Genomic DNA, 26,429 nt, shown 5'->3' on the forward strand with positions numbered 1-26,429 from the left:
CCCGCCGCGCGGCCGCTCAGGCGCCGGGGGCGCGCGGGCCGCTCACCCCGGCAGCCAGAGCAGGTCGTCCATGATGGGCTCGAGGCACGCGGAGATCTGAGGCCCCAGGTCGCCGCCGCACGCGAGCTTGCCGAAGCAGGCGCGGACCTCTTGCCGGCCGCGGGTGTTCATCGCGCCGATCGCCCGCTCGAGCTGCGGGCCGAGCCCGTCCTCGAGGCTCTGCCGGCAGGTGGCGTAGTCGAGGTCGCCGCACCCCGCGATACGGCCGCAGAGGACGGCCATGTACGGCGCGAGATCGGCGCGGTGGAGCGAGGTGGCCGTCATCGCCTCGGCGCCGCAGCGGCTCACCTCCTCGGCGTAGGCCGCGGTGAAGGGGTCGCCCTCGAACCGCCGCAGCGCCGCCAGCGAGCACTCCGATGTGGCGCGGAGCATCTCCGGCGAGGCCATCGTCGTCCGCTGGGTGCACTCCTCGAACTTCGGCCATGCGCTGGCTCGCTCGGTGGCCCGCTCGTAGAGCTCCGCGAGGTACACGCACCACGCGCGCTGGGCGTCGCGTTGCTCGCGCTGCTCGACGGCCGCCGTGCGCGCCCGCCCGCCGCGAGCCTCCGGAGCGGGCCGCGCGGGCGCCGTCGCGGAGGCCGCGGGCGGCGGCGATCCGCCGCATCCCGAGGCGAGGGCAGCGGCGAGCAGCGAGGCCGCGCCAAGCGCGGAGGCGGCGGCGCGGGAGCAGGGACCACGGGTCGTGCGTTTCACGAGAGCCTCCCTTCGTCGAACAGGCTGCGAAGCAGGTTTTCAGGGCCCATCGAGGCCGTGCGCGTGCAGAACCGGCCCAGCGACGGTGCACGTGCACAGCGCAGGCCACTGCGCGCCGGCCGTGGCGGCGCCGAGCGAGCGGCGGCGCTCGGCGGGCGCCGCGCCCGGCGCTGCTCGGTCATTCGGTCATCGGTCGACGACGCGCGGCCCGGGGCCAGACCGCTAACCGACGAGCAGCTTGAGCTTGAAGAGCGCGCCAATCTGCCCGCGGTCCATCGCGATGCGCGGGAAATTCAGGGGATCGAACGACGAGAGCACGCAAGGACCGGAGTTGTTGGTGAAGCCGAGCTCGAAGCCCGCCTCCCTCACGGCGCGGTGGAACGCGCCGCACAGGCTGTATCCGACGGGGTACGCGACCGCGTGTACGGCCTGGTTCAGCGCCTCGGAGAGCACGCTGCGGGAGCGCGCGAGATCGCGCGTGGCCTCCTCGGGCGACAGCGTCTGGAGGACGCGGTGCCGGTGCGAGTGCGACTGCACGTCCATGCCCGCCCGCCGCAGCGCCGCGATCTGCTTCCAGTCCATGATCGTCCTGGCCGCGAGCGCGCGCTCCTCGGCGCGGTCGATCGACGCTCCGGTGGCGCGCTCGAGCTCGTCCCACAGGCGCTCGATGTCCAGGCCGGAGGTGCGCTTGATGGCCCGGCAGACGCGGGTCGCCGCGGCGATGGGGTCGCGCAGGGGCTCGAGCACGAGCGTCGCGGGATAGGCGATCTCGACGCGCGCGCGCCGGCACCGGTGCATGAGGAGCGCGACGCGATCCCACCAGTAGAGGCGGCCGCTGCCGGGGTATTCGGTGGCGATGAAGAACGTGGCGGCGACGCCTGCGCGCTCCAGGAGGGGCAGCGCGACGTCGTGGTTGTCCCGGTAGCCGTCGTCGAACGCGACAAGGACGGGGTTCGGCGGGAGCTTCCGTCCTTTCACGAGGAGCCGCACGTCCCGGAGCGAGACGACGGTGCCGTGCGTCTTGATGACCGCGAGCTGCTCCTCGAACTCGCGCGCGCTCACCTCGGCGACCCCGGGATCGAGCTCGGCCACGTCCGAGGGCTCGGCGATGCGGTGGTAGGTGAACACGGAGAGCACCGGCAGCCGGAGCTTCGCGCGCAGCCACAGGAATCGGTCGAGGAGCCCGAGGGTGTCGAGCACGGCGGCGGCCAACGTACGACGACCGAGCGACGCCCTCCGGCGAGTCCATGTCCGTGGATGTGCGACGACGTGCACGAGTGTATTCCAGCACACAAATGGCGCGCGTGCTTGTTTCGAGAGCGGATCCGACAGGAACGCCTGGAGGGCCGCCGGGCGGGAGAGTCGGCTCCGTCGTGGCGGACGATGCCGCTAGACTGACGGACGATGTTCTCGACGGACGCGGACGCGCCTCAACCCGGGTCGGACGGCGCGCCTCAACCCGGGTCGGACGGCGCGCCTCAACCCGGGTCGGTGCCGCCGCCTCAACCCGGGTCGGTGCCGCCGCCGCCCCAACCCGGGTCGGACGACGCACCTCAACCCGGGTCGGTGCCGCCGCCGCCCCAACCCGGGTCGGACGGCGCGCCCCAACCCGGGTCGGTGCCGCCGCCGCCCCAACCCGGGTCGGTGCCGGACCAACCGTCGAAGCCGCTCTCGCCGCTCGGCAGCATCGCGATTGCGCTCACGACGGCCGCCGTCGTGTTTGCGCTGGGGATCCGCACGGTCGAGACAGCCCTTCCCGGGCTGACGGCGCCCAGCCGAGCGGCTCCCTCGGCGCCCGCAACGACCGCAGGACCTGCGCTCACCGCCCCGGCATCGACGCAAGCGGCCATTTCCGTACGGACGGCAACCCAGCCCCCGCCGGCGCCTGCTGCCCAGGACGCGACGCAGCCAGCACAGGCCGCCCTTCCAGCACAGCCGCTCGTCCAGGCAGCCGCCCCTCCAGCACAGCCGACCGCCGACGCCGCTGCCCCTCCTCTGCCCCCATCGCAGCAGCCCGCCGCCCCGGTGGCGTCCGCCGATCCGCCGCGCCCGCGGAACGGCTACGGCCTGCTCAAGCTCAACTCCCCCCAGAACGGGACCGTCTACGTGATGGGCGTGGCGGTGGGACCCAGCAATCAGCCCATCGAGGTGCGCTGCGGGCGGCGCTTCTTCGTGCGGCTCGGCGAGCCGACGCGCAACGGCACGCGGTGGCTCGCCGAGGGCAGGAGCGTGAGGATCAAATGCGGCGCGTTGACGGAGGAGAGCTTCTGAGCTCCTCCCCTTCGCCGCTCTCGGCCGCAGCCAGGACCAGGGAGATCACCGAAGCAGCCCCCGCGCCGACGAGCGCGTCACGGCACGCCGCGAGCGTGGCGCCCGTCGTGGCCACGTCGTCGACGAGCACGATGCTCCGCCGCTGGACGCGCTCCGGCGCGCGAACGCGGAACGCCCCCGCCACGTTCTCCAGGCGGAGGTTGCGCGGGAGCTGCGCCTGCTGGGCCGTGGAACGAACACGACAGAGGGCCCGCGGAGCGAGCGGCGCCGCGAGCCCGTCAGCGACCTGCGCGGCCAGCAATGCGGCCTGGTTGTAGCCTCGCTCGGCCAGGCGGCGCGGATGAAGCGGGACCGGAACGACGAGATCCGCGCGCAGCCCCGCCTCGCGCGCCGCGCAGAGCAGCAGCCGGCCGAAAGGACGCGCGAGATCCGGGCGATCGCCGTATTTGAACCGCCGAATCCCGTCCGCCAGCGCCCCGGCGAACGGTGCGAACGCCACGAGATCGCCGTCGGCGGCGCCAGGCCCCATGACCCCTCGCGGCGAGCGCTCCGCGTACGGCACCGCCGTCCGCGCGCAGTCGGAGCAAAACACCGCGGCGCCCGCGACAGGGACATCACAGCCAGCGCAGCAAGGAGGGCTGAGCGCGCGCGCAGCGGCGGTGGACAAGGCGCGGACTGCGGCGACGACGACGCGGGCAGGGTTCATGGGCTACGAGCGCGATCGTCGTCGGAAGCGGGGGCACAGTTGCGCGCGAGCGGACGAAAGAAGATCTCTTTGCAAACGACGCGCGGTACGATCGCCGCGTCGTGGATCACGTCGTGAAATTCCGGCGCTCCCGCCGTTGGAGGAGGGGTCCCCGTTGAGCGCGTGGAGGTGGACGGATGAGCGCGGCGTCCAGCGGCTCGTGAGCACCGCCGAGCTGCGCAGCGCGCTGGCCGCCGGGGTCATCCCGGGCTCCACGCTGGTGTGGCGCCAAGGAATGGAGGCGTGGGCGCCTGCGTCCAGGCAGCCGGAGCTCGCCGACGCCGCGCAGCTCCGACGCAAACCCGAGGCGGGCGCCGCTGCCGAGAAGCCGGCCGCCGCTGCCAGGGACGCCGCGCGCGAGAGCAGCGTGGAGCTGGACATCGAGCTCATCGAGGATCTCGGCCCGGCGCCCGCCCGCGGCGGTCAGCGCGTCGGCCCAGCGCCCACGGACGGCTCGGCGAACGAGCAGAAGCCGCCCACGCAGGCGAGCCGGGCGACGTCGCGACCTCACCCGCCGCCCCCGCCGCCACGCAAGCGCGAGTCCATGAGGACGCTCGCGGGGGTCGATGTGCCGGCGAGCGCGCCGGCCAGCGGGCCGAGCGCGCCGATCGTCGTGCCGGCGGCCGGAGGGACGTTCGACGCGGGGGTCGCCCGGGCGATCACGCAGCTCCCCCGCTACGACAGCGCGTCCGCGGGCGACGTGGAAGCCGCGGTGATCCCCCGCGCACCGAAGCTCCCCTCGGCGTCGGAAGAGCGCGAGGAGACCTCGGCCGGTGATCGCCCGGCCGCAGACGCAGGCGGCGCCGGCGCGGCGACGAGCGACGGACCTGCCGCGCCGACGCGGACGAGAGGCACGGCCGCGCCCAGCAGGCCGGGCGCGCCGCCGAGGGCCGCGGGCAGCTCGGCCTCGCGCGCCGCCGGGAGGCCGCCCCATCCGCCGCCCCGCCCGCCCAGCCGCGACCCGGCACCCGCCGGCGCTTCACCGAGCACCCCGGGGCGCGACGGCGCGGCCGGCGGCAGCGCGGAGCAGGGCGCCGGCAAGCCCGTCCCCCCGGCGCCGCCGTCCAGCTCGAGCGGGGCCACGAGGCGCCCCGCGCCCGCCGCGGGGCGCTCGGTGCCGCCGCCTCCGGTTCCGGTCCGGTTCCCCGCGGTCCCCGCAAGGAAGCCCGCGATCGCGCGCGCCCCCGAGTCCCCGGCCCAGACAGCGGCCGGCGCAAAGGCCCTCGTCCGCCTCGGATCGCTGCCCGCGCCGCCGCCTCTCCCCCCCGCGGACGCGCCCCGCGCGACGCCGCAGCCCGCGGCGCCGGCCCCCCTGGCCGCCTCCGCGACCTCCGCCGACGCAGCGCACGTCTCGAGCGCTGCCGCCACGCCCCTCGCGCCCCCAGGACCTCGACCCGCGAGCCCCGCGGCGCCCCCGGACGTTCCCCTGCCCCGCAGCGCCGACGACGCGACGGCGAACGAGGGGCGGGACCCGTCGTCGAGCCGCGCGCGCGGCGAGGTCCAGGAGCCCTCGATCACGCTGCAGAGCGGCGAGACGAAGGAGCGCGCCGCGGCGCCCGCGCCCGACGACACGAAGCGCTCCCCGCTGCCCGGCGCCCCCGCGTCCGGAGACGGCGCCCAGGGGCGCCGCGAGTACGCGACGATCCCTTCGGCGGGCATGGGCCCGGGCGCACCGCAGGGGCGCCCGGCGGCGCGATCATCGCCGGGCGTGCTGCCCGGGCTCCAGGGCGCGCAGCGCGGCGCGGCCGGCGCCGACGCTCCCCCGACGCCGGTCCAGCAAGGCGAGCGCAGCTCCGTCGCGGGCTCGACCAACGGCCCGCCAGCGCTCGCCCCCCGCGCGCTCGCTGCGGGGCGCGCTCAGCCCGCCCCCGCGGGAGGGTCGAGGCCTCTGGCACAGGGCGACCGCAGGACGCCCTCCACGGCGATCCCCGTGCCGGTCTCCTCGCTCATCGGCCTCGGCGGGGCGGCGCTGCTCATGAGCGTCGTCGCCTTCTTCGCGGGCCGCCTCTCCGCGGCGGCTCCCCGGAGCGCGCCGGTCGGGACCGCGCGCGCCGCGCTCGGCGCCGCGAACGACATCGCGCGCTCCGCGATCCCCGCGCCGCCGAAGCCCTGCTGGGTGGCGCGCCAGCCGCAGCAATGGGCGCCCCTCGTGGCGAAGAGCATCCCGTTCGAGGTCACGGCGACGAAGAACGGCAAGCTCGTGGTGGGCTACGCGAAGAGCTCCATGGAAGCCGTCGGCCTCGAGGTCGACCCCGCGACCGGCGAGCGCAACGAGCGGTTCTCGAACCGAGAGGCCGCCGACATCGTGAGCATCTCGCCCGTCGACGACAGCTTCACCGTGCTCACGGCGGCACAGAAGGCGATCCGCTCTCCGGTCAACGTCCCGGGCCCCACGCCGTTCGTCGTCGGCCTGGCGGACGGCGCCGTCGTGGCGGCCGACAACCCCGGCGCCGCGCCGCTCACGCTGTGGCCGGTGCAGGGCGACGAGCCGCTCGAGGCGCCGCGCGCGATCGCCGCCGGCTCACGCGGCCACGCGGTCGCGTTCCGCCGCGAAAAGGCCGTGTGGGCAGGCTGGCTCGACGCCGAGCGCAAGCCCGCCGGCGAGCTCACCCGGGTGGCGGGCTCCGGAGGCGCTGTCGGCAAGCCGTCGCTCGGCTGGAACGAGCGCGACCTCGCCGTCGTCTTCGCGGACCGGCCGGCGGACGGGCGATGGGAGATCCGCGCGGGCCAGGCCCCTGCGGGCACCATCCCCAGCTCGACCCAGGTGATCTCGCTCCCGTCCGGTGGACCCGGGGGCGACGCGTTCGCGCCGGACATCGCGGGGCTCGGTGATGGCCGCTGGCTCCTCGTGTGGACCGAAGGCCCGCCGGGGAGCCGCGCCATGCGCGCGCAGACGCTCTCGTCCAGCCTGGCCCCGATCGGAGATCCGATCGCGCTCTCGCCCCCGGCCGGCAACTTCGGGCAGGGCGTGCTCGGCGTCGTGCCGCGATCGGGCTACGTGGGCGTCGTGTTCCTCTCGAAGCCCGCCGCGAGCTACGAGCTCTGGGGGGTCATCCTCCAATGTGGATGACAGGCACCCAGGATCGCGCGGGCCGGCTCCGCGCAGCCGCGCTCGCGCTCCTGCTCGTCGCGACGCAGGCGCCCCTGCTCGCCGCGTGCGCCGCGCAGCCCTCGCAGCTCGAGCAGGGGCGGGCCCTCCGCACGGGCCGGCAACCCTACGACGAGCTCTTCCAGGCCACGCGGGAGCTCCGCGAGGCGTCGCTGAAGGCCGAGGAGCTCGCCGGCGCGGGGCAGGCCGAGCTCGCGCGCGCGCTGGGGCTCGATCCGCGCTCGGGCGGCGACGCGACGCTCGAAGCGACGCGCGCGCGCGCCGCCAAGCTGCGCGCGTCGGGCGTGCGGCTCCGGGTCGAGCTCGTGCCAGAGGCCCGGCTCGTGAGCGCACGGGGCGGACGCTCGCTGGACGAGGACGACAGGAAGCTCATCGAGGCGCTCGAGGCGTCGCTGAAGAGCTCCGTCGCGGCGTCGAAGCAGCTCGGCGAGCTGTCGAGGCGCGCCGCGGAGCTCGAGAAGATGCGAGCGTCGCTCGCGGCCACGTCGGCCGAGGCGCTGGCGGGCGACCCGCGGCGCCGCGAGGTGAAGCGCGAGCTCGAGGCGGCCGAGCGCGTGCTCGCCGAGGCGAGCGCGCTCGCGGAGCGGCACGCCGGCAGGGCGTCAAAGCTCGCGCTCGACCTGGTGCTCGCGCTCGACACGGTCGCCGGGCCGGCACGCCGCGGCGCGCCGGCTCAGCGACCGCCGCCGAGGCGGCCGGCCGGCAGCGCAAAGGCGCCGCCGCAGCGCGGGAGCACCGCGGGCGACGCGCCGAAGCCGCCGCCCCCGCCCTCGCACGACGGGGACGATTTCGATCCCTGAGCGCCGGCGCGCGCAAGGGGTCGCCCAATCAGGCTCAGGCGCCGTCGGACGAGAGCAGCGCCGCTTCCCCACTTGTCCGACGAGCGCCCGGACGCCTATCCTCCGCGAGCGCATCCAGGAGCGCGGCCCGATCCAGCACCGCGCGCCCTGCCGCACTCCTGCCGCTCGACGACCCCGCGCTCCGGCTCTCCCGCTGATGATCCGATCCCTGCCGTTCGCCTCCATCGCTCTGGGATCGGCGCTCGTCGCGCTCGCGCCCCGGACGGCGTCGGCGCAGGCGTCGCCGCAGTCGGAGGGCGTGACCCTCGGCGCGTTCACGTTCCGCCCCTCGGTGGAGCTCCGGCTGCGCGGCGAGTTCCGCCGGTACCCGGTGGACACGGGCGGCGACGTCTACAGCTCGAACGCGGTGCTCGCCGAGGGCTTCGGGGGCGCGCTGCCGCCGCTGCTCGACACCGGCAACGTCGTCAGGACCCAGTGGTTCGTCGCCCAGCGCGCGCGCCTCGGGCTGGCCGTCGATCACGGCCCCATCACGGGCGTCCTCACGCTGCAGGACGCGCGGCTCTGGGGGAGCGACGACGCGCTGTTCGTCGGGACGGGCGAGCCGGCGCTCCCGGAGACGGCGCCTCACGAGGCCTACATCGATGCGCACACGCGCTCCGGGCGCCGCGCCTTCGTGCGCCTGGGCCGGCAGCGGATCGTGTGGGGCGACGGCCGCCTGATCGGGGCGAACGACGAGACGCTCACCGGGCGCTCGCTCGACGGGGTGCGCGCGGGGGTGCAGCTCGGCAACGTCGACCTCGAGGCGATCGCCGTGCTCCTCGCCGCGCCGGGCGGCGCCCCGCCCGAGGTGGCCGGGACGCGCAAGCCCATCTCCGCCGGGACGGGGACCCAGCTCTACGGCCTGAACGCGATCTGGCACGTCGCTCCCCTTCTCCACCTCGAGGCCACGGCGCTCGCGCGCATCGCGCGGGAGCCGCGCCCGAGCTGGCTGACGCCCGGGGACACCGTCGTCCTCGACGCCCGCATCTCCGGCGATCGGAGGGGCTTCCGCTACGCGGTCGAGGGGGCGTACGAGCTCGGCCGCGTCGCCACGTTCTCGGCCGATCGCCCGCTCGGCGCGTTCGCGGCCGCCGCCCGCGCCGAGCTCGAGACGGCCCTCCCCGCCCACCTCACGTTCAGCGCCCGCGGCGCCTACGCCACGGGCGACGACGGCGCGCTCGAGGTGGGCGAGACGCAGCGCCGCTTCGATCCGATCCTGCCCGACGCGCAGGCCAACCATGGCCCCATGGGGCTCTACGCGTGGTCCAACGTGATCGAGGCGGGCGGAGGCGTCCGCGCCGCCCCGTTCGACACGATGACCGTCGCCGCCGGCTATGCGTTCGTCGGCCTCGCCTCGCCCGGGGGCAGGTGGGTGACCTCGCGCCTCGTCCCCGTCGGCGCCGCCGACGACAACGAGAGCCGGACGCTGGGCCACGAGATCGACGTCTCGCTCTCGCTTCAGCCGTGGGAGCCGCTGCGCTTCGCGCTCGGCTACGGCCTGTTCCTCTTCGGCGACGGCGCCCAGACGATCTTCAGGAAGGCGAACCGCGCGCACGAGGAGGGCCGCCCCGCCGACCTGCAGCACTGGGCGTTCCTGCAGGCGACGCTGCGCGCGCCCTGACGCGAGAGGCGAGCCGCGGGCGCGCACGACGCGAACGTCGGTGGCCTGACGACGCGGCGCGCGCCCTGACGCGAGAGGCGAGCCGCGGGCGCGCAAGGCGCGCGTCGCCGTGCTGGGTCGCTGCTCTGATGTTTGCGGGGGTTCGAAGCGTCTCGCGCGCCGTCGTTGGCGCGGCGCCGGCGGCGCAGGGGCTGCCCGAGAGGTCGGGCGCTGCCCCCGCGCGCTGCCCTGGATCAGGTGCTGGGGGCGGGCTTCGGGGTACCGAAGATGCTGGCCGCGCGGCGCTTCTCCTTCGCGGCCCGATCGCGATCGCTGTAGCTCGGGATCACGACGCGCTGGCGCTGCGGCAGCTCGCGGCCGGAGACGATGGCGTCGACCTCCTCGGCGTCCAGCGTCTCGCGCTCGAGGAGCGCCGTGGCGAGCCGCTCGAGGATCTCGCGGTTCTCCGTGAGGAGCCGCCGCGCCTCGGCGTGCGCGTCCAGGATGAACCGCCGCACCTCGTCGTCGATCTGGTTGGCGATCGTCTCCGAGTAGTCGCGGCGCCGGCTCGTGAAGTCGCGGCCGAGGAACACGCTCTCCTCGTCCGCGCCGTACGAGATCGGCCCGATGACGTCGCTCATGCCGAACTCGGTCACCATGCGCCGCGCCAGGTTCGACGCCTGCTTGATGTCGTTGCCCGCGCCCGTCGTGAACTGGCCGAACACGATCTCCTCCGCCACGCGGCCGCCCATGAGCACCGAGAGGCGCGCCTTGGCGAAGTCGCGCGACATGCTGAGCCGGTCCTCCTTCGGGAGCTGCTGCGTGAGGCCCAGCGCCGGCCCGCGCGGGATGATCGTCACCTTGTGGACCGGATCCGAGAACTTCTCGAGCAGCTTCGCGACGAGCGCGTGCCCGGCCTCGTGGTAGGCCGTCGTCCGCTTCTCCTCGTCGCTGATGACCATGCTGCGGCGCTCGGCGCCCATCAGCACCTTGTCCTTGGCCATCTCGAAGTCGATCATCGTCACGACGTCCTTGTCCTGGCGCGCCGCGAGCAGGGCCGCTTCGTTCACCAGGTTCTCGATGTCGGCGCCCACGAAGCCGGGCGTGCCGCGCGCAAGGACCTCCATGTCGACGTCGGTGCCGAGCGGGACCTTCTTCGTGTGCACCCGGAGGATGCCCTCGCGGCCGCGCACGTCGGGGCGGTTCACGACGATGCGGCGGTCGAAGCGGCCGGGCCGCAGGATCGCCGGGTCGAGGACGTCCGGGCGGTTCGTCGCGGCGACGATGATCACGCCCTCGTTCGACTCGAAGCCGTCCATCTCGACGAGGAGCTGGTTCAGCGTCTGCTCGCGCTCGTCGTGACCGCCGCCGAGGCCCGCGCCGCGGTGGCGGCCGACCGCGTCGATCTCGTCGATGAAGATGATGCACGGCGCGTGCTTCTTGCCCTGCTCGAACAGGTCGCGCACCCGGCTCGCGCCGACGCCGACGAACATCTCGACGAAATCCGAGCCGGAGATCGAGAAGAACGGCACGCCCGCCTCGCCGGCGATCGCGCGCGCGAGGAGCGTCTTGCCCGTCCCGGGGGGGCCCATCATGAGCACGCCCTTCGGGATGCGGCCGCCGAGCTTCTGGAACTTCTTCGGGTCCTTGAGGAACGCGATGATCTCCTCGAGCTCGTCCTTCGCCTCGTCGATGCCCGCGACGTCGGCGAACGTCACCTTGTTCTGCGCCTCGCTGAGCAGCCGCGCGCGCGACTTCCCGAAGCTCATCGCCTTGCCGCCGCCGGCCTGGAGCTGGCGCATGAACAGGTAGAACATCACGAGCAGGAAGATCGTCGGCAGGAGGTACATGATCGCCCCCGGCCAGAAGGGCGACGCCTCCTCCTTCTCGAAGTACACGGCGACCTTGTTGTCGACGATCGTCTTCGTGATCTCGTCGGCGTTGTCAGGCCCGATCGTGACCTTCTTCGTCTTCGCCCCGCTCTTCGGGTCCTTGACCCAGAAGGTGTACTCGCGGTCCTTGATCGTGACCGACTCGACGTGCGGATCCCTGTCCTTGGCCTCGACCTGGACCTGGGCCATGAACTCGCTGAACGCGACGGGCGTGGCGGGCGGACGATCCGGGCTCAAGAACTGCCAGATCGCCAGGAACATCATGATCAGCAGAACCCAGAGCAGCAGCGTCTTGTGCGATTGCTTCACGAGGACCCTCTAAGCTCGCGCGGCGAGCCGGCGTGTACCGAAATTGTACGCGTGTTCCAGTCAGCATGCCACCCGACAGCTCGGTCGTCGACCGCGGGTACTCGCCGCGGTGACACAGCGAAAAAAGGGGATCTCGACAGGGGGCGCGGGTGGGGGTGCATGCGGTCAGGCCCCGCGACGAGCGGACCTGTCCTCGATAAGCACGCTGGACTCCTCTGGAAAGCCCAGGGCGATCTCCCCGCCGCCGCGAACCAGGACACGCACCGGCCGCCCTAGCTTGCGAGCCCGCTCGATCGCGAACCGCTGCGCTCGACCGAGCGGAATCGACAGCGCGGCCGACAGCGAAGCCGGCAGCGGCTCGCCGCCGTCGAGGACGTCCGGCTCTCCGCCCGAGGGGCGCTCTCGGCCGGCGACGAGCATGTCCGCGAGCGCGCAGAGGTGCTCGACGATCGCCGGCGACAGGTCCTCGAGGAGCGGGAGCAGCTCGCGGCGGACGCGGACGCGGGTGAAGCGGGGGTCGGCGTTGCTCGGATCTTCCGCGAACGCCAGGCGGTGTCGGTCGAGGTGGGCCAGGACATCGGCGCGGCGGGCCAGGAGCAGCGGGCGGATGAGCTCGATCTGCGCCGCCGCGTCCGGCGCGTCGCCGCTGCGCGCGGCGGCGGCGGCCGCGCGCGGGAGCGGCGCGCGCGGCGGCAGGACGGCGAGCCCCCGCGGGCCGGCGCCGCGCAGCAGGCGCAGGAGCAGCGTCTCGGCCCGGTCGTCCGCGGTATGGCCCGTCGCGATCGCGCGGGCGCCGTGCGCCGCCGAGGCCGCCGCGAGCGCGGCGAACCGGGCGGCGCGCGCCCTGGCCTGCAGGTTCGCGCCGGGCGCGACGTCCACCCGCGTCGTCGAGAAGGGAACGCCGAGCCGCTCGGCCACGTCGCGCGCCATCGCGAGCTCGGACGCGGCCGCGGCGCGCAGGCCGTGATCGACGCCGTGCGCGACGACCTCGTGGCCGATCCGGCGCCGGAGCATCGCGAGGACGTGCAGCAGCGCGGTCGAGTCGGGACCTCCCGAGCAGGCGCAGAGGACGACGTCGCCGCGAGCGAGCAGCCGCTCGTCCCGGATCAGCCGCTCGGCGAGGCGGATCAGCGACGGGGGGTGCGTCCGGCCCCGGCGGGGCGGCGGGGCGGGTCCGGGAGGAGGGCTCATCGGAGCTCGAACGCCTTGCAGAAGACGACCTCGTCGCGATCGTCGAGCGACCGGCTCACGTGCGGCGCGACCGGGTAACCGAGCGAGCAGCGCGGCGCGCGGCCGAGGGGCGCGGCGCCGCGCGCGTCGCCCTCGTCGTCCCCGCCGTCCTCGCCGTCCTCGCCGTCAGCGCCAGACCCGGCCGGATCGAACGAGGCGCAGTCGGGGCAGGCGAACACGAGACGATAACGCCGCGCCTCCTCGCGGAGACGGTCGTCGAGGGGGTGAATCATCGCCGGCAGCGTAGCGCAAGGCGCCGGGCAGGGGCTTCCGGCGGTGGCGCGCGGCGCGCCTGCCGGGCCCGGCGGGGCTCAGCGCGCCGGGCGCCGGGAGCGGGAGAGGCGGACGATCGACTCGATGTGGCTCGTCTGGGGGAAGAGCTCGACCGCCTCGATGTCCGTGATCTCGAAGCCGCCGCGGAGGATGACGCCGAGGTCGCGCGCCAGCGTGGCCGGGTCGCACGACACGTAGACGACGACGCGCGCGCCCGACGCCGCGATCGCGCGCGCCGCGCCGGGCGCCCCGCCGCGCGGCGGATCCAGCACGACGACGTCGGTGCGCGCCGGGATCGGGTGCTGATCGGCGTCGGCCTCGATGACCTTGCCGGCGAGGCCGCGCGCGGCGAGGTTCTGGCGCAGGCAGGCGACCGCCTCGGGCGAGAGCTCCACCGCCGTGAAGGACGCGAGCCCCGGGGCCGGGGCAGCTGCATCGGCGGGGACGTCGGGCGCGGCAGCGCGCGGCGCGCCGCGCCCGAGGAGCACGGAGAGCGTCCCGCTGCCGGCGAACAGCTCGACGAGGTGCGGCGGCCGGGTGGAGTCGAGGTGGGCGAGCTCGGCGGCGCGGCGGGCGAGGACGGCGGCGCCCTCCTCGGACGGCTGCCCGAAGCCGCCCGGCGGGAGGAGCAAGGGCGAGCCGTCCGCGCCGAGGATCGTCGTCCGCGGATCCCCGAACGAGGCGGCCTCGCGCGCGCCGTCCAGCGTGACGCGGGCGCCGGCCCACTCGGCGCGCGCCGTGCGCTCGTCGAGCAGCTTCCACACGGCCGGCGGGAGCTGGCCGCGCCACTGGATCTCGACCACCGGGCGGCCCGACGCGCCGCGCGAGACGAGGACGTCGCCCTCCCCGACGGCCCCGCGGAGCACCGCGGGCAGCTCGCCGGGGAGCGGCGCGATCGCGTCGCCGAGCACCAGGCAGCGATCGACCGCCACGACGGCGTGCGTCCGCGGCGCGCGGTAGCCCACGCGCACCTCGCCGCGCTCCGCGCGCGCGAAGAGCCTCGCCCGCGACCGGTACCCGAGCGCGAGGGGGGCCGGATGGAGGCGGATCGGCGGCAGATCGGCCTCGGCGAGCGAGGTCGCCCGCGCGATCGCCTGCCGGAGGATCTGCTCGTGCGCGGCCTGCTGGGCCTCGAGGCGGACGTGCATCCAGTCGCAGCCGCCGCACGTGTCCGCGAAGCGGCAGGGCGGCGCGACGCGGTCGGGGCTCGGCTCGACGACGCGGAGCAGCCGGCCCCTCGCCGGGCGCGCGCTCCGGTCGAGCTCGACCTCGACGAGGTCTCCAGGCGCCGTCGCCGGCACGAACACGACCTCGCCCGCGAGCCTGCCGACGCCCGCGCCACCCGCGGCCAGCGCGTCGATGCGTAGATGAGCTCGCTCGCCGGTCCGGGGCCGCGCCCTGGCACCGCTCGAGCGGCGGTGAACACCCTTCATCACCGCATCGTAACGCGCGAAGGCTCGTCTGGCCGGGACATCCCCGCGGTCTGCCTGCGCAGGCCGGAATGCAGCCCGCCCGGGGTGGTCGCGCCGGTCGCCGCCGGGCCGGTCGGCGCGGGGAGCACGTCGCCCCCGTGGGCGGGGAAGGGCTCCGCGGTCCTCGTCTTCATGTAGATCAGCGCGCCGATGCCGATGACGCACAGCGCGGTGAGGGCGATGACGGCGACGAGCACGAGCGTGTTCCTGCCGTTCCCCTTCGACACAGCGTCCTGCGTGGCGGCCCAGATGGCCGCCGGATCGGGGCGCGGCAGCGACAGCGCCGTCTCGATCTGTGACTGCGGGGGCTGCCCCGGCGCGGCGGGCGCGAACGGCTGAGCCTGCCCCCCGGTCGCCGACGACAGCGGCGGGAACGCCGGCGACGGCGAGCGGCCGGGCAACGGAGGCGCTGCCGGCGCATGCGCCTGGCCGTTGAACGGAAGCGCGTACGGGGCGGCGGCGTGCGGCTGCGGCGACGCGCCGGAGACCGTTGCCCTGTTCGCCTGCGCGCGACGCGAAGGCTCGCTCGGCGCATGAGGGAGCTGCGGAGCCGGCGAGAACTGCGGGACCTGCGCGGCTTGCGGACCTTGCGCAACCGCGGGCGCGGGCTGCTGCGGGAGCGCAAGCGTGGACGCGAGCGGGCTGTCGAGCTCCCTGTCGAGGAGACCCCGCCGCGGCAGCGGCGCGAGCTCGCCCGAGTCGAGGTCGAGCGGAGGAGGGTACGGGGGCGACTGCAACAGCGGCGAGGGCGGGCCGAGCCCCCCCGGGACGCGCGGCGGGCTCGGGTAAGGCGGCGGGACGTCGGCCCGGGCCACGAGGCCGGGCTGGGCGGCGAGCTGAGGGGGCGGCGCAGGCGCCAGCCCGGGCGCCGCGCCGGCCGCGGGGCGCACCGTCGGGCGCTCGTGCAACGAAGGCCGCACCGGCTCGGCGTGCTCGCGCGTCGCGACCGTGGTCGGGACATCCTCGTCGTCGTCCATCAGCGACGAGGCCGACATCTGCTTGTCGGCGGCGTCCCTCGACAGCGCGCGCCCGACCGGCGCGATCCCGCTCGCCGGCGCGGCGCGGTGCCGCAAGAGCTGCGGCGGCGTGAGCCGCTGCGGCGGCTCGGGCTCCCGGCCGCGGCTGCGGAGCCCGACGCTGTCCGTGGCCGTCGCCGAGGGGCGCCCGCGCACCTGCTCGACGTTGATCGTGGACGTCACCTCCGCCGCCCACGCGAGGTGCGCCTCGCGCTTCTGGATGCGGTCGGCGAACACCTGCTGCACGAAGTGAGCGACCTCTTCCGAGCCGACGAAGACCCCGCTCCTCATCAGGAAGCTCTGCAGGGCCCGGGAGAGCTCGCGCGCCGTCTGGAAGCGATCCTGCCTGTGCTTCGCGAGCGCCTTCATGACGACGCTCTCCAGCTCGATCGGATAGTCGGGCACGATCGTCGAAGGCGGCGGGACCACGCAGGCCTGGACCTTCTCGAGGGTGTCGAGATCCGTGTCCATCCGGAAGAGACGCTGGTTCGTCGTGAGCTCCCAGAGGACGACCCCGAGCGCGAACACGTCGGTTGTGCGATCGACGTCATTGCCGCGCACCTGCTCGGGAGACATGTAGGCCAACTTGCCTTTCAGCGTCCCTGCGCGGGTGGACGACAGCCGGTCGGCCACCTTGGCGATGCCGAAATCGACGACCTTCGTGTAGCCGTCATAGGTGAGGAACAGGTTGTGCGGGGTCACGTCGCGGTGCACGAGGCCCAGCAGCTGACCGTTCTTCCCACGCAGCTCGTGGGCAGCGTGCAGGCCCTCTGCGGCATCGGAGCAGATGCGCGCAGCGAGCTCGGGCGAGATGCGCAGCCGGCGTTCCTCCGCGCGGCGCATCACCTCCCGGAGCGGCTCGCCGTGGAGGTACTCCATGGCGATCCAGTAAGTGTTGTCGTCCTTTCCAAGGTCGAACACCTGCGCGACGTTGGCGTGGTTGATGCCAGCGGCGATACGCGCCTCGTCGAGGAACATGTCGACGAACTGATCGTCCTCGACCAGATGAGGGTGGATCCGCTTGATCGCGACCCACTTCTGAAAGCCGCCCGGGCCATCCATGCGAGCGAGGTGAACGCTCGCCATTCCGCCCACCCCGATCTCGTCGACCACGCGGTAACGGCCCAGGAAGTAGGTCCCCTGCTGCTTCTCGGGCTCCTTCGCGCGCGCGTCAGGCGATGAATTTGTCGACCCGGGGCTTGGAGGTCCGCCCATTCGTGATGCGGGTCGAGGCGGGGGTTGGGGCATGAGCGGTCACTACTTTACCGCGAGTTCGCGGCGCTTTGCCATGTCGTCTCGGCCGGGTGACCGGGCAGATGGTCAGCTTCAATCCAGAAGGTCGCTGAAGGTTGTTGTCCTGACAGGTAGGACACCACCAGAGACCGAGGACGGAGTCGCGGCGAGATCAAGGGAACGGCTGACCGGGTTGTCCCCGCTCGAAGTAAAAGCGGAACGCACCGGTCACCCGTGAGAGGAGCTCCTGTGGGATGGCGTCCGCTGGATTGCCGAGACCAGCGTCGCGCGGGTCGCCGACCCAGATGTCGAACGTCGCATCCGTGTACTTGTCGGCCGCGTCCGTCTCGTTCGGATCGCCGCTGAACAGCGCCTGGAACTTGATGGTCCCGTCCACGGCGTAGAGCACGACGTTCTGGTTGTGACAGGACCGCTGGAGGTAAAGCGCCATGTGCACGAGCGGCGCGAGCCCCGCCGGCTTGGGCGTCGGCGGCGGCGAACCCGGCAGCTCGACGCCGGGCGGGAGCCCGACGCTCAGATCGACGTCGAGCTTGTTCACCTGCTCGTCCCCGCGGATCGCGTCGACGTCGTCGATCAGGACCGAGAGGCCGTCCGAGACCTCCTGCAGGTCGCTGCCCCGCTGCACCCGGATCTGGAGGGTGTTGCGGTAGGGCACCGCGGCGAAGAAGTCGGGGCGCATGTTGTAGCTGTCGTTCCAGCAGTCCGCCGCGCGCAGCAGCGAGCTGTAGACCTCGCCCTCGCCCTGGCCGAGCGAGCAGCCCAGCGTGGCGGCGCAGGCGAGCGGCGCGAGGAGGTGAGCCCTCACGACAGCGCCTCCGGGCGAAGGGCGGCCCTGATGCGGCCGCCGCCGAGCACGCGGTCGCCCCGGTAGACGACCGCCATCTGGCCGGGGGAGACGGCGCGCACGGGGCTGGCGAACCGGGCAACGAAGCGCTCCGCGCCCGTCGCGGGGTCGCGCCGCCGCTCGATGACGCCGGGCGCCGCCTCGTGCCGCGCGCGCACCCGGATCTCGGCCTCGAGCGGGAAGGCCGCGTCGTCGCACCAGACCGCGTCGTCGATCTCGGCGCCGGCGGCGTAGAGGTCGCCCTCGTCGCCGAGGCGCACCGCGCCGGACGCCGCGTCGAGGCCCACGACGAACGCGGGGCGGCCGAGCGCGACGCCGATGCCCTTGCGCTGGCCCACCGTGAAGCCGTGCACCCCGCCGTGCGCGCCGACGACGCGGCCGTCCCGATCGACGATGGGGCCGGGCCGGAGCCGGTCCGCGGCGCGCTCGGCCACGAAGGGCGCGTAGCGGCCGGAGGGGATGAAGCAGAGCTCCTGGCTCTCCCCCTTCTCGGCGCCCGGGAGCCCGCGGGCGATCGCCTCGGCGCGCACCTCCTCCTTCGTCGAGTCGCCGAGCGGGAACAGGAGCCGCGACAGCTCGTCCGGCCGGAGCATGTGGAGGAAATAGCTCTGGTCCTTGTGCCGGTCGCGGCCGCGGTAGAGGCGGGCGTGGCCCTCCTCGACGACGACCCGCGCGTAGTGGCCCGTCGCGACCCACGAGACGCCCAGCCGCTCGGCCAGCGGGAACAGCTCCCGGAGCTTGACCGAGCGGTTGCAGGCGACGCACGGGCTCGGGGTCTCGCCCGCGAGGTAGGCGTCGACGAACGGATCGACCACGTGCTCGCGGAACAGGGCGCGGCGATCGAACGTGTAGTGCGGTATCCCGAGGTGGTCGGCGACCCTGCGGGCGTCGTGCTGATCCTCGGGCGCGCAGCAGCGGCTCTTCACGCTGCCGTCGTCGGGGTAGTCCCAGAGGTGCAGCGTCACGCCGACGACCTCGTAGCCCGCGTCGCAGAGGCGCGCCGCGGCGACGGAGGAGTCGACTCCGCCGCTCATCGCGATGAAGACGCGCGCCCCCGGGGAGGCCCGCTCGCCGGGCCGCACCGTGCCGTCGGCCTCTCGGACAGGACTTGCCATTTCCGTTCTTATAGCGTGGATCCCCCGCCGCGGTCGGGCGCCGCGGGCGAAAGCGCGGGCGAGCGCGCGGGCGGCGTCGCGCCGGCGGCAAAGCAGGCAGATGATCGGACCGGCTCTCCGCCATTCACCCTTGGCCACCCCCGCGGGGCGCGTGTACCGTCTGCCAGATGCCGAGCGGGGTCGTGCTCGTGATCGAGGACGAGGAGTATGTCGCGGACCTGCTCGCCTCCGCGATCCGCGAGGCGGGGTACGAGGTCATCTTCTGCTCCACCGCGGAGGCCGGGCTCTCGACCGCCTGCACCCTGGAGCCCGAGTGCATCGTCTGCGACATCGGCCTGCCCGACCATGACGGCTACTGGGTGGCGCGCAACGTGCGCACCCAGCCGTCCCGGGTGTCGGTGACCCCGTTCCTGTTCCTCTCCGCGCTCGACGACCAGCAGTCCCGCCTGGAGGGCTTCCACGTGGGCGCCGACGTCTACATGACCAAGCCGTTCCGGGTCGGCGAGGTCGTCGCCCAGATCGACGCGCTCGTGCAGATGGCGTCGCGGCTGCGCCAGCGGCGGGACAGCCTCATGTCGATCCCGGCCGCGGTCGACCAGACGGCGATCGAGGGCGACCTCAGCCAGATGTCGATCGCGACCGTGCTCACCGTCCTCGAGATGGAAAGACGGTCGGGCGTGTTCGAGGTCACCAGCAAGAAGCGGCGCGCTCAGCTCGACATCGCCGAGGGGTGCATCGTCCAGGGGACCGTGGGGGGCACGCGCGTCTCGGCGCTCGCGGCGCTCCGGACCATGCTGGGCTGGAAGGTCGGGCGGTTCGCGTTCATCCCGGGCAGCCGGCCGGTGCCGTCGGAGCGAAAGTCCATCGCCGCCTACCTGCTCGAGGCGACCCGGCTGGAGGACGAGAGCACCCGCGTCGAGCTGGAGCTGCCGCCGTCGCGGCGCCGCGCCGAGCCCCGGACGGGGACGACGGCGCTCGGGGGGCCGTCGTCCATCCTGGACGACGTGGCGCCGCCGTCGTCGCGCGCGCCGCTCGAGGAGCGCCTGCGCCTCGGACCGGCGAGCGTCGCGCCGCGGAGGGCGTCCGACGGCGCGATCGCCATCGCGGACGTGCCGCGCGTGCCGCCGTCGCTCGAGCTGAGCTTCGATCTCGAGGCGGCGCCGCCGGTGACGCCGCCGACGCTGCGATCGCTGGCCCGCATGGCCCAGCCGCCGTCGAGCCGGCGCGGGCCGGAGCGCGGGCCGGAGAGCGAGCCGCCCACGGTGCCGCGCGGCCAGGGGCGGACCGCCTCGCGGCCGCCGTCCGGCCGGGCGACGGCGCCGCCGGCGTCGCCCGGCCGCGAGGGGCAGCCGGAGAGCGCCGAAGAAGGCGCGGGCTCCCGCGGGACCCTCGCCCCGCCAGCGACCCGGCCGGCAAGCGCGGAGAGCGCGCCGCGGACGAGCGGCCTTCCACAGTCGCCACGGCCAGTGCCGCCCAGGCCGCCGCGGCCGGATACGAAGAAGCGCTGAGCCGGGCAGCGCGCGCCGGCGGGGGGCTGTGCGCGGCGGCGCGCGGGCGGGCGCTCGGCCATCCGCCAAGACGGGGGCCGGAGAGCTTGCGCTGAGAACACCGCCCGGCATGTCTCCCTTCGGGCCACGCCACCTGAGACGTTCCGTCGCGCGCCACACAAGGCGCGCCTGAGACGTGGAGCCCCCTGAGACCAGATGGCACCTCGGTCGGTGCTCGCCGCGCCCGCCCGCCCGCCGCCGCGCACAGCCCCCCGCCGGCGCTCACGCCGTCCAGGGGGGCCGAGATGGCGGCGGCGGTCGCGCGCGGAGGAGGTCGAAGGTGGCCACAGGAGCCAAACGGCGGCCCACTCGAGCTGCTTCTGGACGTGCTCCCACGTGTCCTTCCCGACGGACTGCTTGAGCTCGACGATGTGCGCTTCGAACGCGTCGTCTCCCCGGGCCAGCAGCAGCGCAAAGTCCGCGCATGCCCCCTCGCGCAGGAACCGCACGTCCTCCGGCACCAGACGGAGCTGGATGCATGGAGCGGCGCCGGCGAGCGAGCAGCTCACGCGAACGCCCTCGTCCTCCAGCTCGGCGACGTCCGTCGCGCGGAGCAGCTTGCAGCGACCGGGCTTGATCACCGCGAGGCGCTCCTCCTCGGCCACCTCGGATGGGGGTCGACCCCCCTCGCCCCTCCTCCTCGGCCACCTCGGATGGGGGTCGACCCCCCCTCGCCCCTCCCCCTCGGCCACCTCGGATGGGGGTCGACCCCCCCTCGCCCCTCCCCCTCGGCCACCTCGGATGGGGGTCGACCCCCCCTCGCCCCTCCCCCTCGGCCACCTCGGATGGGGGTCGACCCCCTCGCCCCTCCCCCTCGGCCACCTCGGATGGGGGTCGACCCCCCTCGCCCCTCCCCCTCGGCCACCTCGGATGGGGGTCGACCCCCCCTCGCCCCTCCCCCTCGGCCACCTCGGATGGGGGTCGACCCCCCTCGCCTCTCCCCCTCGGCCACCTCGGATGGGGGTCGACCCCCCCTCGCCCCTCCCCCTCGGCCACCTCGGATGGGGGTCGATCGCGAGCTGACCGGATGGAGGGCCACCCCGGACAGGGGTCGACCCCTCTCGCCCGACGAGCCCTCAGAGCGTCGGCTGCTGCTCCATCTCGCTCGGGTCGTGGTCGCGCAGGTAGCTCAGGTTCACGGCGTTCACGAGGGCGTGCGCGAGGAGCGGGCCGACGAGCGAGCCCGTCGCAGCGAAGATGGCGCCGAGGCCCGCGCCGACGGCCACGGCCCAGCCCACCCACACCCAGCGGCTCGGGCCGCGCATCTGGTGCACAAGGCCAAAGACGAGCGCGCTCGGCAGCACGCCGGCGAGCGGCGTCAGGAGACCGCGGAAGAGCAGCTCCTCGCCAAGGCTCGAGAGGGCCGCGAGGAGCAGGATCTGGCCGAACGACAGATCCCGCGCGACCGGGCGAAGCTCGGCGTGGAGGCGGCGCGCCCAGACGAACCGGGCCACGGCGATGCGCGTCGTCACGACGACGCCGGCCGCCAGCCCGAGGCCGAGCGCGGCGCTCGCCAGCAGCGCGGTCGGCGGGCGCAAGGACAGCCACGGGCTCGGGTGGATCCAGGGCCACCCGTCCCGCAGGACCACGGCCAGCGAGATCGCCAGCGCCGCGAGGACGAGGTAGCCGGACGCGACCCGCAACGTCGCGTCGGTTCGGCCGGTCCGCGCCCATCGCGACGCCATGCCCCATGATGGCACGCCCAAAGAACCCGGAGAAGCGGCGCGCAGCCTCAGGACCCCTGGCCGAGCGCCGACAACCGGACTACGTGGACGGCCATGCACGCGACCGTGGTCATCTTCCCGGGCTCCAACGCCGATGCCGAAATGATCCATACCCTCCGCGACGTGCTGCAGGTGCGCACGTCGACCGCCTGGCACCGCGACGCCGAGCTCCCCGCAGGCACCGACCTCGTCGCGATCCCCGGCGGGTTCTCCTACGGAGACTACCTGCGCTGCGGCGCGATCGCGCGCACGAGCCAGATCGTCCCCGCCATCCGCCGGCACGCGGAGCGCGGCGGCCTCGTCATCGGCGTCTGCAACGGGTTCCAGATCCTCACCGAGGCGGGGCTCCTGCCCGGCGCCCTCACCCGCAACGCGCACCTCCGGTTCGAGTGCCGCGACATCTTCGTGACCCCGCGCGCGGACGGGCCGTTCACGAGCGGCCTGCCCCGGGTGCTGCGCCTGCCGATCGCCCACGCCGAGGGGCGGTACCAGGCCGACCCGGAGACGCTCCGGAAGCTCGTCGAGGAGCGCGCCATCGCCCTCCAGTACTGCGACCGCGAAGGGGTGGTCGGCGGCGACGCGAACCCCAACGGCTCGGCCATGGACATCGCCGGCATCTACGGCGGACCCCGGCGGAACGTGCTCGGGCTGATGCCGCACCCCGAGCGGATGAGCCAGCCCTTCCAGGGCTGCGCGGACGGGCGCGCCCTGTTCGACGCCGTGCTGCGCACCGTGAGCGGCTCCCGCGCGGCGTCGGCCGCCGCGAGCGCGCCGTGAGCGAGGCGCCGTCCGGCGCACCCCGCTGCCGCGTGTGCGCCGCGGCGATCACGCCAGGGAGCGATCGCTGCCCGCAGTGCGGCGCGGACCAGCGCGCGGAAGCGTGCCCGCACTGCAGCGGCGTGGCCGGCGTCTCCGCGCACCCGGAGCTGCGCTTCCGGTGCGACGTGTGCGGCGGCCCGCGCGTCCCCGTCGCCGACGCGCGCGTCAAGCGGTCGGGCCGCGAGGTGCCGCTGCTCCAGAAGGCGCGCGCGGCGGCGTCGGCGCGCTCGGTCTGGCGCGCGGCGGGCATCGCGGCCAGCGCGCTCTTCGGCTTCGAGCTGTTCCTGTTCGCCGTGCTGCTGCTCGTCCTCAGCGCGAGCGTCGGGCTGTTCACCGCGGGCCTGGTGACCATGACGCCCGTCGCGGTGTTCGCGCTCTGGGCGTTCCGGCGGGCGAAGTCGCGGGGCCAGGACATCGCGCCCGCGCTCGACGCCGCCTGGGTCTCGGTCGCGTCCGACGTCGCCCGGCAGGCCGAGCGCCCGCTCACCGCCGGCGCGCTCGCGTCCACCCTCCGCATCGGCGAGTCGCAGGCCGAGGAGCTGCTCGCGCTGCTCGAGGTGAACGACGTCGTGCGCGGCGCGGTGAGCCCCGCGGGCGACTTCGGCTACGCGCCGAAGCTGCGCGTCGGCCCGGCGCCGTCGAGCGAGACCGAGGCCGCGGCGCGCGCGCTCGCCGCCGAGGAGGAAGCCTTCGCCGCCGGACAGGCCGCCGAGCCGCTGGCGCAACGGACCGCCCATGTCGACCCCACGAAGCGCTGATCCGAAACGAAAGCCAGGTCCGCCGCGGCAAGGTCCACCGCGAGCGGGTCGACCACCGCAGGATCTCCCGCCGCAAGGTCCGGGGCAGAAGGCGGGCGCGGTCCGGCCTGCGCCGCCAGAGCGCCGCGCAGCGGCCGCGCCGCCAGAGCGCCGCGCAGCGGCCGCGCCGCCAGAGCGCCGCGCAGCGGCCGCGCCGCCAGAGCGCCGCGCAGCGGCCGCGCCGCCAGAGCGCCGCGCAGCGGCCGCGCCGCCAGAGCGCCGCGCAGCGGCCGCGCCGCCAGAGCGCCGCGCAGCGGCCGCGCCGCCAGAGCGCCGCGCCCTGACCAACGTCGGCGGCGCGACGGTGCTCGAGGGCGACGCGGCCGACGCCGCGATGCTCGCCCACGCGCTCGACGTGGCCAGCTCGAGCACGGCCGAGGAGGCGGCCCGCGCGCACGTGCACGGGTTCCACAGCTACCCGGCCCGGATGCACCCGGATACGGCCCGCCGCCTCATCGAGGGGCTCTCCCGGCCGGGCGAGCGCGTGCTCGACCCGTTCTGCGGCAGCGGCACCGTCCTCGTGGAGGCCCGGCTCGCGGGCCGGGCGGCGATCGGCGTCGACGCGAACCCGCTCGCCGTGCGCCTGGCCCGGCTCAAGGTGCAGGGCAGCACCCAGGGCGAGCGCGAGCGGCTCGTCGCCGCCGCCCGCGAGGTCGCGGCCGCGGCCGACGAGCGCCGCAAGGCGCGCGCCGGGCCGAGCCACAGGTACGGGCCGGAGGACGTCGCCCTGTTCGAGCCGCACGTGCTCCTCGAGCTCGACGGGCTCCGCGTCGGCCTCGATCGCATCGCGGGCCACGGCGCGGACGCGCTGCGCGAGGACCTCGAGCTCGTCCTCTCGGCCATCCTCACGAAGCTCAGCCGCCGCGCGTCCGACACGTCGGAGCACGAGCTGCCGCGGCGCATCGCCGCCGGCTACCCGGCGCGGCTCTTCGTCCGCAAGGCCGAGGAGCTCGCCAGGCGGCTCGCCGAGGTCGCCGCGCCGCTCTCGGCGAGCCCGCTCGCCCTCGTCGAGGAGGGCGACGCGCGCGTGCTCCGCGGCGTCGAGCCCGGCTCGGTCCACCTCGCTGTCACCTCGCCGCCCTACCCGGGCGTCTACGACTACCTCGCCCACCACGAGGCGAGGCTGCGCTGGCTGCGGCTCCGCAGCGCCCGCTTCGAGCAGGACGAGATCGGCGCCCGCCGGCACCTCGATCCGCTCGGCCCGGAGGCCGGCCGCGCGCGCTGGCGCGAGGAGCTCGGCGGCGTGCTCACGTCGCTCGCGCGCGCGCTGCGGAGCGGCGCGCCGCTCGTGCTGCTCATCGCCGACAGCGTGGTGGCCGGCGCGCCGGTCTACGCGGTCGACGTGGTCCGGGCGGCGGCGGCCAGCACGCCCGGCGCGCGATTCACCGTCCGCGCGGTCGCGTCGCAGCCGCGCCCCCACTTCCACCGCCCCACCGCGCGCGCCTTCCAGCGCCGCCCGCGACACGAGCACGCCATCCTGCTGATCCGCGGCTGACCCGCCGACGAGGGCGCGCGCGGCCGCGCGTCACGCGAAGGCGGGCAGCTCCGGCGGGTAGTGCTGCCGCAGGAACGACGCCCACTGCGGCCGCCGCTCGGAATGGAACACGTCGCCCGCGAGCATGCTCGTGATGAGCTTGCGCATCGTGGGCCGCTGGTTCGCCTCGAACAGGGTCTCGCGAAAGTGCCCCTTGTAGAAGCCCTGCACGACGCCGAGGAACAGGTCGACCGCGTAGCGGATCTCCGCCTCGTAGCCCGCGAACGCGGCGCGCGAGGTGTCCCCGGCCTCGAGCGCGCGGTGGATCGCCGTGGCCGCGAGATCCGCGCCCTTGACGGCGAGGTGCGCGCCCGTCGAGAAGAGCGGGTCGAGGAAGCCGCCGGAGTCCCCCACGAAGAGCCAGCCGTCCCCGGCGAGCTGGTCGATCCGGTACGAGAAGTCGGCGAGCGCCCCCACCGGCCTCGTGCGGCGCGCGCTCGCGAGGAACTCCCGCGCCCAGCCGCTCTCGGCGACCGTGCGATCGAAGAGATCGTCGAGGCTCTCCCCCTTCCTCCGGCCGCGGATCCAGCGCGACGAGACCACCGCGCCGACGCTCGTCAGCCCGCCGCGGAACGGGATGAACCAGAACCACCCGTGATCGAAGATCACCACCTGGATGTTGCCCTCCTGGATCCCCTCCTCGCGCGCGACGCCCTCGTAGTGGGCGAAGAGCGCGGTCTTGTCGAGCTCGGCGACCTGCGCCTTGCGCCGCATCCTCGACGCGAGGAACGTGTCCCGCCCCGTCGCGTCCACGATCACCGGCGCGCGGAGCTCGACGACGTCGCCCGCGCCGGGGCGCGCGCAGGGCCGCGCGCGCACCCCGACCGCGCGGGGGCCCTCGAACACCACCTCGACGGCCTCCCACGACTCGCGGACCTCCGCCCCGAGCTCCGCGGCGTGCCGGAGCAAGAGCTCGTCGAAGGCGTCGCGCTGCACCTGGTAGGCGAACTCGAACCGCGGCTCGAACGCGTCGGCGAAGCTGTACGTCCGCGTCCGCCCCGTCGACGAGCACAGGAAGCGCGCGCCGTATTTGCGGAGGAAACGCGCGTCGAGCTTCTCGTCGAGCCCGAGCCGCTCGAACACCTCGCGGGAGAGCGGCAGCAACGACTCGCCGATGTGAAAGCGAGGGAACCTCTCGCGCTCGAGCACGAGGGCCCGCCGGCCGAGCCGGGCCAGCGAGGCGGCGAGCGTCGACCCCCCCGGCCCTCCGCCGAGGATGATTGCGTCCCAGCGATCCGTCATGACCTCGTCGTATAATGCGTGAAGACGCCCGAGAAAATGCGCTC

23 protein-coding genes and 1 pseudogene are annotated in these 26,429 nt (G+C 74.8%); 9 read left to right on the plus strand and 15 right to left on the minus strand.

Features of this window, described 5'->3' with window-relative positions; all coding sequences use genetic code 11:
- Positions 1 to 42: 42 nt before the first annotated feature.
- The 3 genes from WMF24_RS37705 to WMF24_RS37715 form a co-directional block, all read right to left on the minus strand.
- Complete coding sequence (locus tag WMF24_RS37705; RefSeq protein ID WP_437732291.1) at positions 43 to 753, minus strand: hypothetical protein; 711 nt, start codon at positions 751 to 753, stop codon at positions 43 to 45.
- Between the two features lie 222 nt (positions 754 to 975).
- Positions 976 to 1,953, minus strand: a complete 978-nt coding sequence (locus tag WMF24_RS37710) for a polysaccharide deacetylase family protein (RefSeq protein WP_437732292.1) — start codon at positions 1,951 to 1,953, stop codon at positions 976 to 978.
- 353 nt (positions 1,954 to 2,306) lie between these two features.
- Positions 2,307 to 2,492, minus strand: coding sequence for a hypothetical protein (locus WMF24_RS37715; RefSeq protein ID WP_437732293.1), 186 nt, complete (start codon positions 2,490 to 2,492; stop codon positions 2,307 to 2,309).
- Positions 2,493 to 2,778: 286 nt separating this feature from the next.
- On the opposite strand from WMF24_RS37715, the gene WMF24_RS37720 reads away from it, so the two are divergent.
- Entirely contained in the window at positions 2,779 to 3,024 is a 246-nt protein-coding gene (locus WMF24_RS37720) for a hypothetical protein (RefSeq protein ID WP_437732294.1), read from the plus strand.
- Here the strand turns inward: WMF24_RS37720 and WMF24_RS37725 are convergent.
- Complete coding sequence (locus WMF24_RS37725) at positions 2,990 to 3,730, minus strand: ComF family protein (protein WP_437732295.1); 741 nt, start codon at positions 3,728 to 3,730, stop codon at positions 2,990 to 2,992. The genes WMF24_RS37720 and WMF24_RS37725 overlap by 35 nt on opposite strands.
- On the opposite strand from WMF24_RS37725, the pseudogene WMF24_RS37730 reads away from it, so the two are divergent.
- Positions 3,729 to 4,031: pseudogene (locus WMF24_RS37730) on the plus strand (DUF4339 domain-containing protein); the annotation flags it as partial. The gene WMF24_RS37725 and the pseudogene WMF24_RS37730 overlap by 2 nt on opposite strands.
- A gap of 245 nt (positions 4,032 to 4,276) precedes the next feature.
- Here WMF24_RS37730 and WMF24_RS37735 read toward each other — a convergent pair.
- Together WMF24_RS37735 and WMF24_RS37740 are read right to left on the minus strand one after the other, a co-directional pair.
- On the minus strand, positions 4,277 to 4,432 hold the full coding sequence (locus WMF24_RS37735; RefSeq protein WP_437738959.1) for a hypothetical protein: 156 nt from the start codon (positions 4,430 to 4,432) through the stop codon (positions 4,277 to 4,279).
- A gap of 12 nt (positions 4,433 to 4,444) precedes the next feature.
- Positions 4,445 to 5,428, minus strand: coding sequence for a hypothetical protein (locus WMF24_RS37740; RefSeq protein ID WP_437738960.1), 984 nt, complete (start codon positions 5,426 to 5,428; stop codon positions 4,445 to 4,447).
- 271 nt (positions 5,429 to 5,699) lie between these two features.
- Between WMF24_RS37740 and WMF24_RS37745 the strand changes: the two genes are divergently transcribed.
- The 3 genes from WMF24_RS37745 to WMF24_RS37755 all read left to right on the plus strand — a co-directional run bounded on the left by WMF24_RS37745 (position 5,700) and on the right by WMF24_RS37755 (position 9,338).
- A complete protein-coding gene (locus WMF24_RS37745; RefSeq protein ID WP_437738961.1) occupies positions 5,700 to 6,839 on the plus strand; it encodes a hypothetical protein in 1,140 nt (379 codons plus the stop codon).
- Positions 6,836 to 7,678 carry a hypothetical protein gene (locus tag WMF24_RS37750; protein ID WP_437732296.1) on the plus strand — a complete coding sequence of 281 codons (843 nt, stop codon included), beginning with the start codon at positions 6,836 to 6,838 and terminating at the stop codon, positions 7,676 to 7,678. Before WMF24_RS37745 ends, WMF24_RS37750 begins: the two co-directional genes overlap by 4 nt.
- Positions 7,679 to 7,874: 196 nt before the next feature.
- The gene (locus WMF24_RS37755) at positions 7,875 to 9,338 is read left to right on the plus strand and encodes an alginate export family protein (RefSeq protein WP_437732297.1); all 1,464 of its coding nucleotides are present in this window, start codon (positions 7,875 to 7,877) and stop codon (positions 9,336 to 9,338) included.
- 233 nt (positions 9,339 to 9,571) lie between these two features.
- On the opposite strand, the gene ftsH is transcribed toward WMF24_RS37755, so the two are convergent.
- From ftsH to mnmA, 7 genes are all read right to left on the minus strand, one after another.
- A complete protein-coding gene (gene ftsH / locus WMF24_RS37760) occupies positions 9,572 to 11,518 on the minus strand; it encodes an ATP-dependent zinc metalloprotease FtsH (protein ID WP_437732298.1) in 1,947 nt (648 codons plus the stop codon).
- Between the two features lie 165 nt (positions 11,519 to 11,683).
- Positions 11,684 to 12,709 carry a tRNA lysidine(34) synthetase TilS gene (gene tilS, locus WMF24_RS37765; RefSeq protein WP_437732299.1) on the minus strand — a complete coding sequence of 342 codons (1,026 nt, stop codon included), beginning with the start codon at positions 12,707 to 12,709 and terminating at the stop codon, positions 11,684 to 11,686.
- Positions 12,706 to 12,981, minus strand: a complete 276-nt coding sequence (locus WMF24_RS37770; RefSeq protein WP_437732300.1) for a hypothetical protein — start codon at positions 12,979 to 12,981, stop codon at positions 12,706 to 12,708. The genes tilS and WMF24_RS37770 overlap by 4 nt, the downstream gene beginning before the upstream one ends.
- A gap of 78 nt (positions 12,982 to 13,059) precedes the next feature.
- A complete protein-coding gene (locus tag WMF24_RS37775) occupies positions 13,060 to 14,454 on the minus strand; it encodes a class I SAM-dependent RNA methyltransferase (RefSeq protein WP_437732301.1) in 1,395 nt (464 codons plus the stop codon).
- Complete coding sequence (locus tag WMF24_RS37780) at positions 14,454 to 16,724, minus strand: protein kinase domain-containing protein (protein ID WP_437732302.1); 2,271 nt, start codon at positions 16,722 to 16,724, stop codon at positions 14,454 to 14,456. Before WMF24_RS37780 ends, WMF24_RS37775 begins: the two co-directional genes overlap by 1 nt.
- A 190-nt stretch (positions 16,725 to 16,914) precedes the next feature.
- On the minus strand, positions 16,915 to 17,568 hold the full coding sequence (locus WMF24_RS37785) for a hypothetical protein (RefSeq protein ID WP_437732303.1): 654 nt from the start codon (positions 17,566 to 17,568) through the stop codon (positions 16,915 to 16,917).
- Positions 17,565 to 18,722 (minus strand): tRNA 2-thiouridine(34) synthase MnmA, encoded by a 1,158-nt coding sequence (mnmA, locus tag WMF24_RS37790; RefSeq protein WP_437732304.1) that lies wholly within the window; start codon positions 18,720 to 18,722, stop codon positions 17,565 to 17,567. Before mnmA ends, WMF24_RS37785 begins: the two co-directional genes overlap by 4 nt.
- Positions 18,723 to 18,889: 167 nt before the next feature.
- Here mnmA and WMF24_RS37795 point away from each other — a divergent pair, with 167 nt between their 5' ends.
- Positions 18,890 to 20,230 (plus strand): response regulator, encoded by a 1,341-nt coding sequence (locus tag WMF24_RS37795; RefSeq protein WP_437732305.1) that lies wholly within the window; start codon positions 18,890 to 18,892, stop codon positions 20,228 to 20,230.
- Between the two features lie 1,115 nt (positions 20,231 to 21,345).
- Here the strand turns inward: WMF24_RS37795 and WMF24_RS37800 are convergent.
- Positions 21,346 to 21,954, minus strand: coding sequence for a CPBP family intramembrane glutamic endopeptidase (locus WMF24_RS37800; RefSeq protein ID WP_437732306.1), 609 nt, complete (start codon positions 21,952 to 21,954; stop codon positions 21,346 to 21,348).
- 93 nt (positions 21,955 to 22,047) lie between these two features.
- Here WMF24_RS37800 and purQ point away from each other — a divergent pair, with 93 nt between their 5' ends.
- From purQ to WMF24_RS37815, 3 genes are all read left to right on the plus strand, one after another.
- Positions 22,048 to 22,770, plus strand: a complete 723-nt coding sequence (gene purQ / locus WMF24_RS37805) for a phosphoribosylformylglycinamidine synthase subunit PurQ (protein WP_437732307.1) — start codon at positions 22,048 to 22,050, stop codon at positions 22,768 to 22,770.
- Entirely contained in the window at positions 22,767 to 23,570 is an 804-nt protein-coding gene (locus WMF24_RS37810; RefSeq protein ID WP_437732308.1) for a zinc ribbon domain-containing protein, read from the plus strand. The genes purQ and WMF24_RS37810 overlap by 4 nt, the downstream gene beginning before the upstream one ends.
- 343 nt (positions 23,571 to 23,913) lie before the next feature.
- Complete coding sequence (locus WMF24_RS37815; RefSeq protein ID WP_437732309.1) at positions 23,914 to 25,104, plus strand: DNA methyltransferase; 1,191 nt, start codon at positions 23,914 to 23,916, stop codon at positions 25,102 to 25,104.
- 30 nt (positions 25,105 to 25,134) lie between these two features.
- On the opposite strand, the gene WMF24_RS37820 is transcribed toward WMF24_RS37815, so the two are convergent.
- Positions 25,135 to 26,385, minus strand: coding sequence for an NAD(P)/FAD-dependent oxidoreductase (locus WMF24_RS37820; protein WP_437732310.1), 1,251 nt, complete (start codon positions 26,383 to 26,385; stop codon positions 25,135 to 25,137).
- Between the last annotated feature and the right edge of the window lie 44 nt (positions 26,386 to 26,429).

The sequence above is a fragment of the Sorangium sp. So ce1335 genome, from assembly GCF_051521615.1.
Taxonomy (GTDB): domain Bacteria; phylum Myxococcota_A; class Polyangia; order Polyangiales; family Polyangiaceae; genus Sorangium.

What these genes read in the sequence shown, in the direction of transcription:
- WMF24_RS37725 (WP_437732295.1), bottom strand. Translation starts at nt 3,730, where the DNA reads ATGAACCCTGCCCGCGTCGTCGTCGCCGCAGTCCGCGCCTTGTCCACC.
- purQ (WP_437732307.1), top strand. Translation starts at nt 22,048, where the DNA reads ATGCACGCGACCGTGGTCATCTTCCCGGGCTCCAACGCCGATGCCGAA.
- WMF24_RS37770 (WP_437732300.1), bottom strand. Translation starts at nt 12,981, where the DNA reads ATGATTCACCCCCTCGACGACCGTCTCCGCGAGGAGGCGCGGCGTTAT.
- tilS (WP_437732299.1), bottom strand. Translation starts at nt 12,709, where the DNA reads ATGAGCCCTCCTCCCGGACCCGCCCCGCCGCCCCGCCGGGGCCGGACG.
- WMF24_RS37820 (WP_437732310.1), bottom strand. Translation starts at nt 26,385, where the DNA reads ATGACGGATCGCTGGGACGCAATCATCCTCGGCGGAGGGCCGGGGGGG.
- WMF24_RS37800 (WP_437732306.1), bottom strand. Translation starts at nt 21,954, where the DNA reads ATGGCGTCGCGATGGGCGCGGACCGGCCGAACCGACGCGACGTTGCGG.
- WMF24_RS37750 (WP_437732296.1), top strand. Translation starts at nt 6,836, where the DNA reads ATGACAGGCACCCAGGATCGCGCGGGCCGGCTCCGCGCAGCCGCGCTC.
- WMF24_RS37775 (WP_437732301.1), bottom strand. Translation starts at nt 14,454, where the DNA reads ATGAAGGGTGTTCACCGCCGCTCGAGCGGTGCCAGGGCGCGGCCCCGG.
- mnmA (WP_437732304.1), bottom strand. Translation starts at nt 18,722, where the DNA reads ATGGCAAGTCCTGTCCGAGAGGCCGACGGCACGGTGCGGCCCGGCGAG.
- WMF24_RS37755 (WP_437732297.1), top strand. Translation starts at nt 7,875, where the DNA reads ATGATCCGATCCCTGCCGTTCGCCTCCATCGCTCTGGGATCGGCGCTC.
- WMF24_RS37795 (WP_437732305.1), top strand. Translation starts at nt 18,890, where the DNA reads ATGCCGAGCGGGGTCGTGCTCGTGATCGAGGACGAGGAGTATGTCGCG.
- WMF24_RS37740 (WP_437738960.1), bottom strand. Translation starts at nt 5,428, where the DNA reads ATGCCCGCCGAAGGGATCGTCGCGTACTCGCGGCGCCCCTGGGCGCCG.
- WMF24_RS37780 (WP_437732302.1), bottom strand. Translation starts at nt 16,724, where the DNA reads ATGGGCGGACCTCCAAGCCCCGGGTCGACAAATTCATCGCCTGACGCG.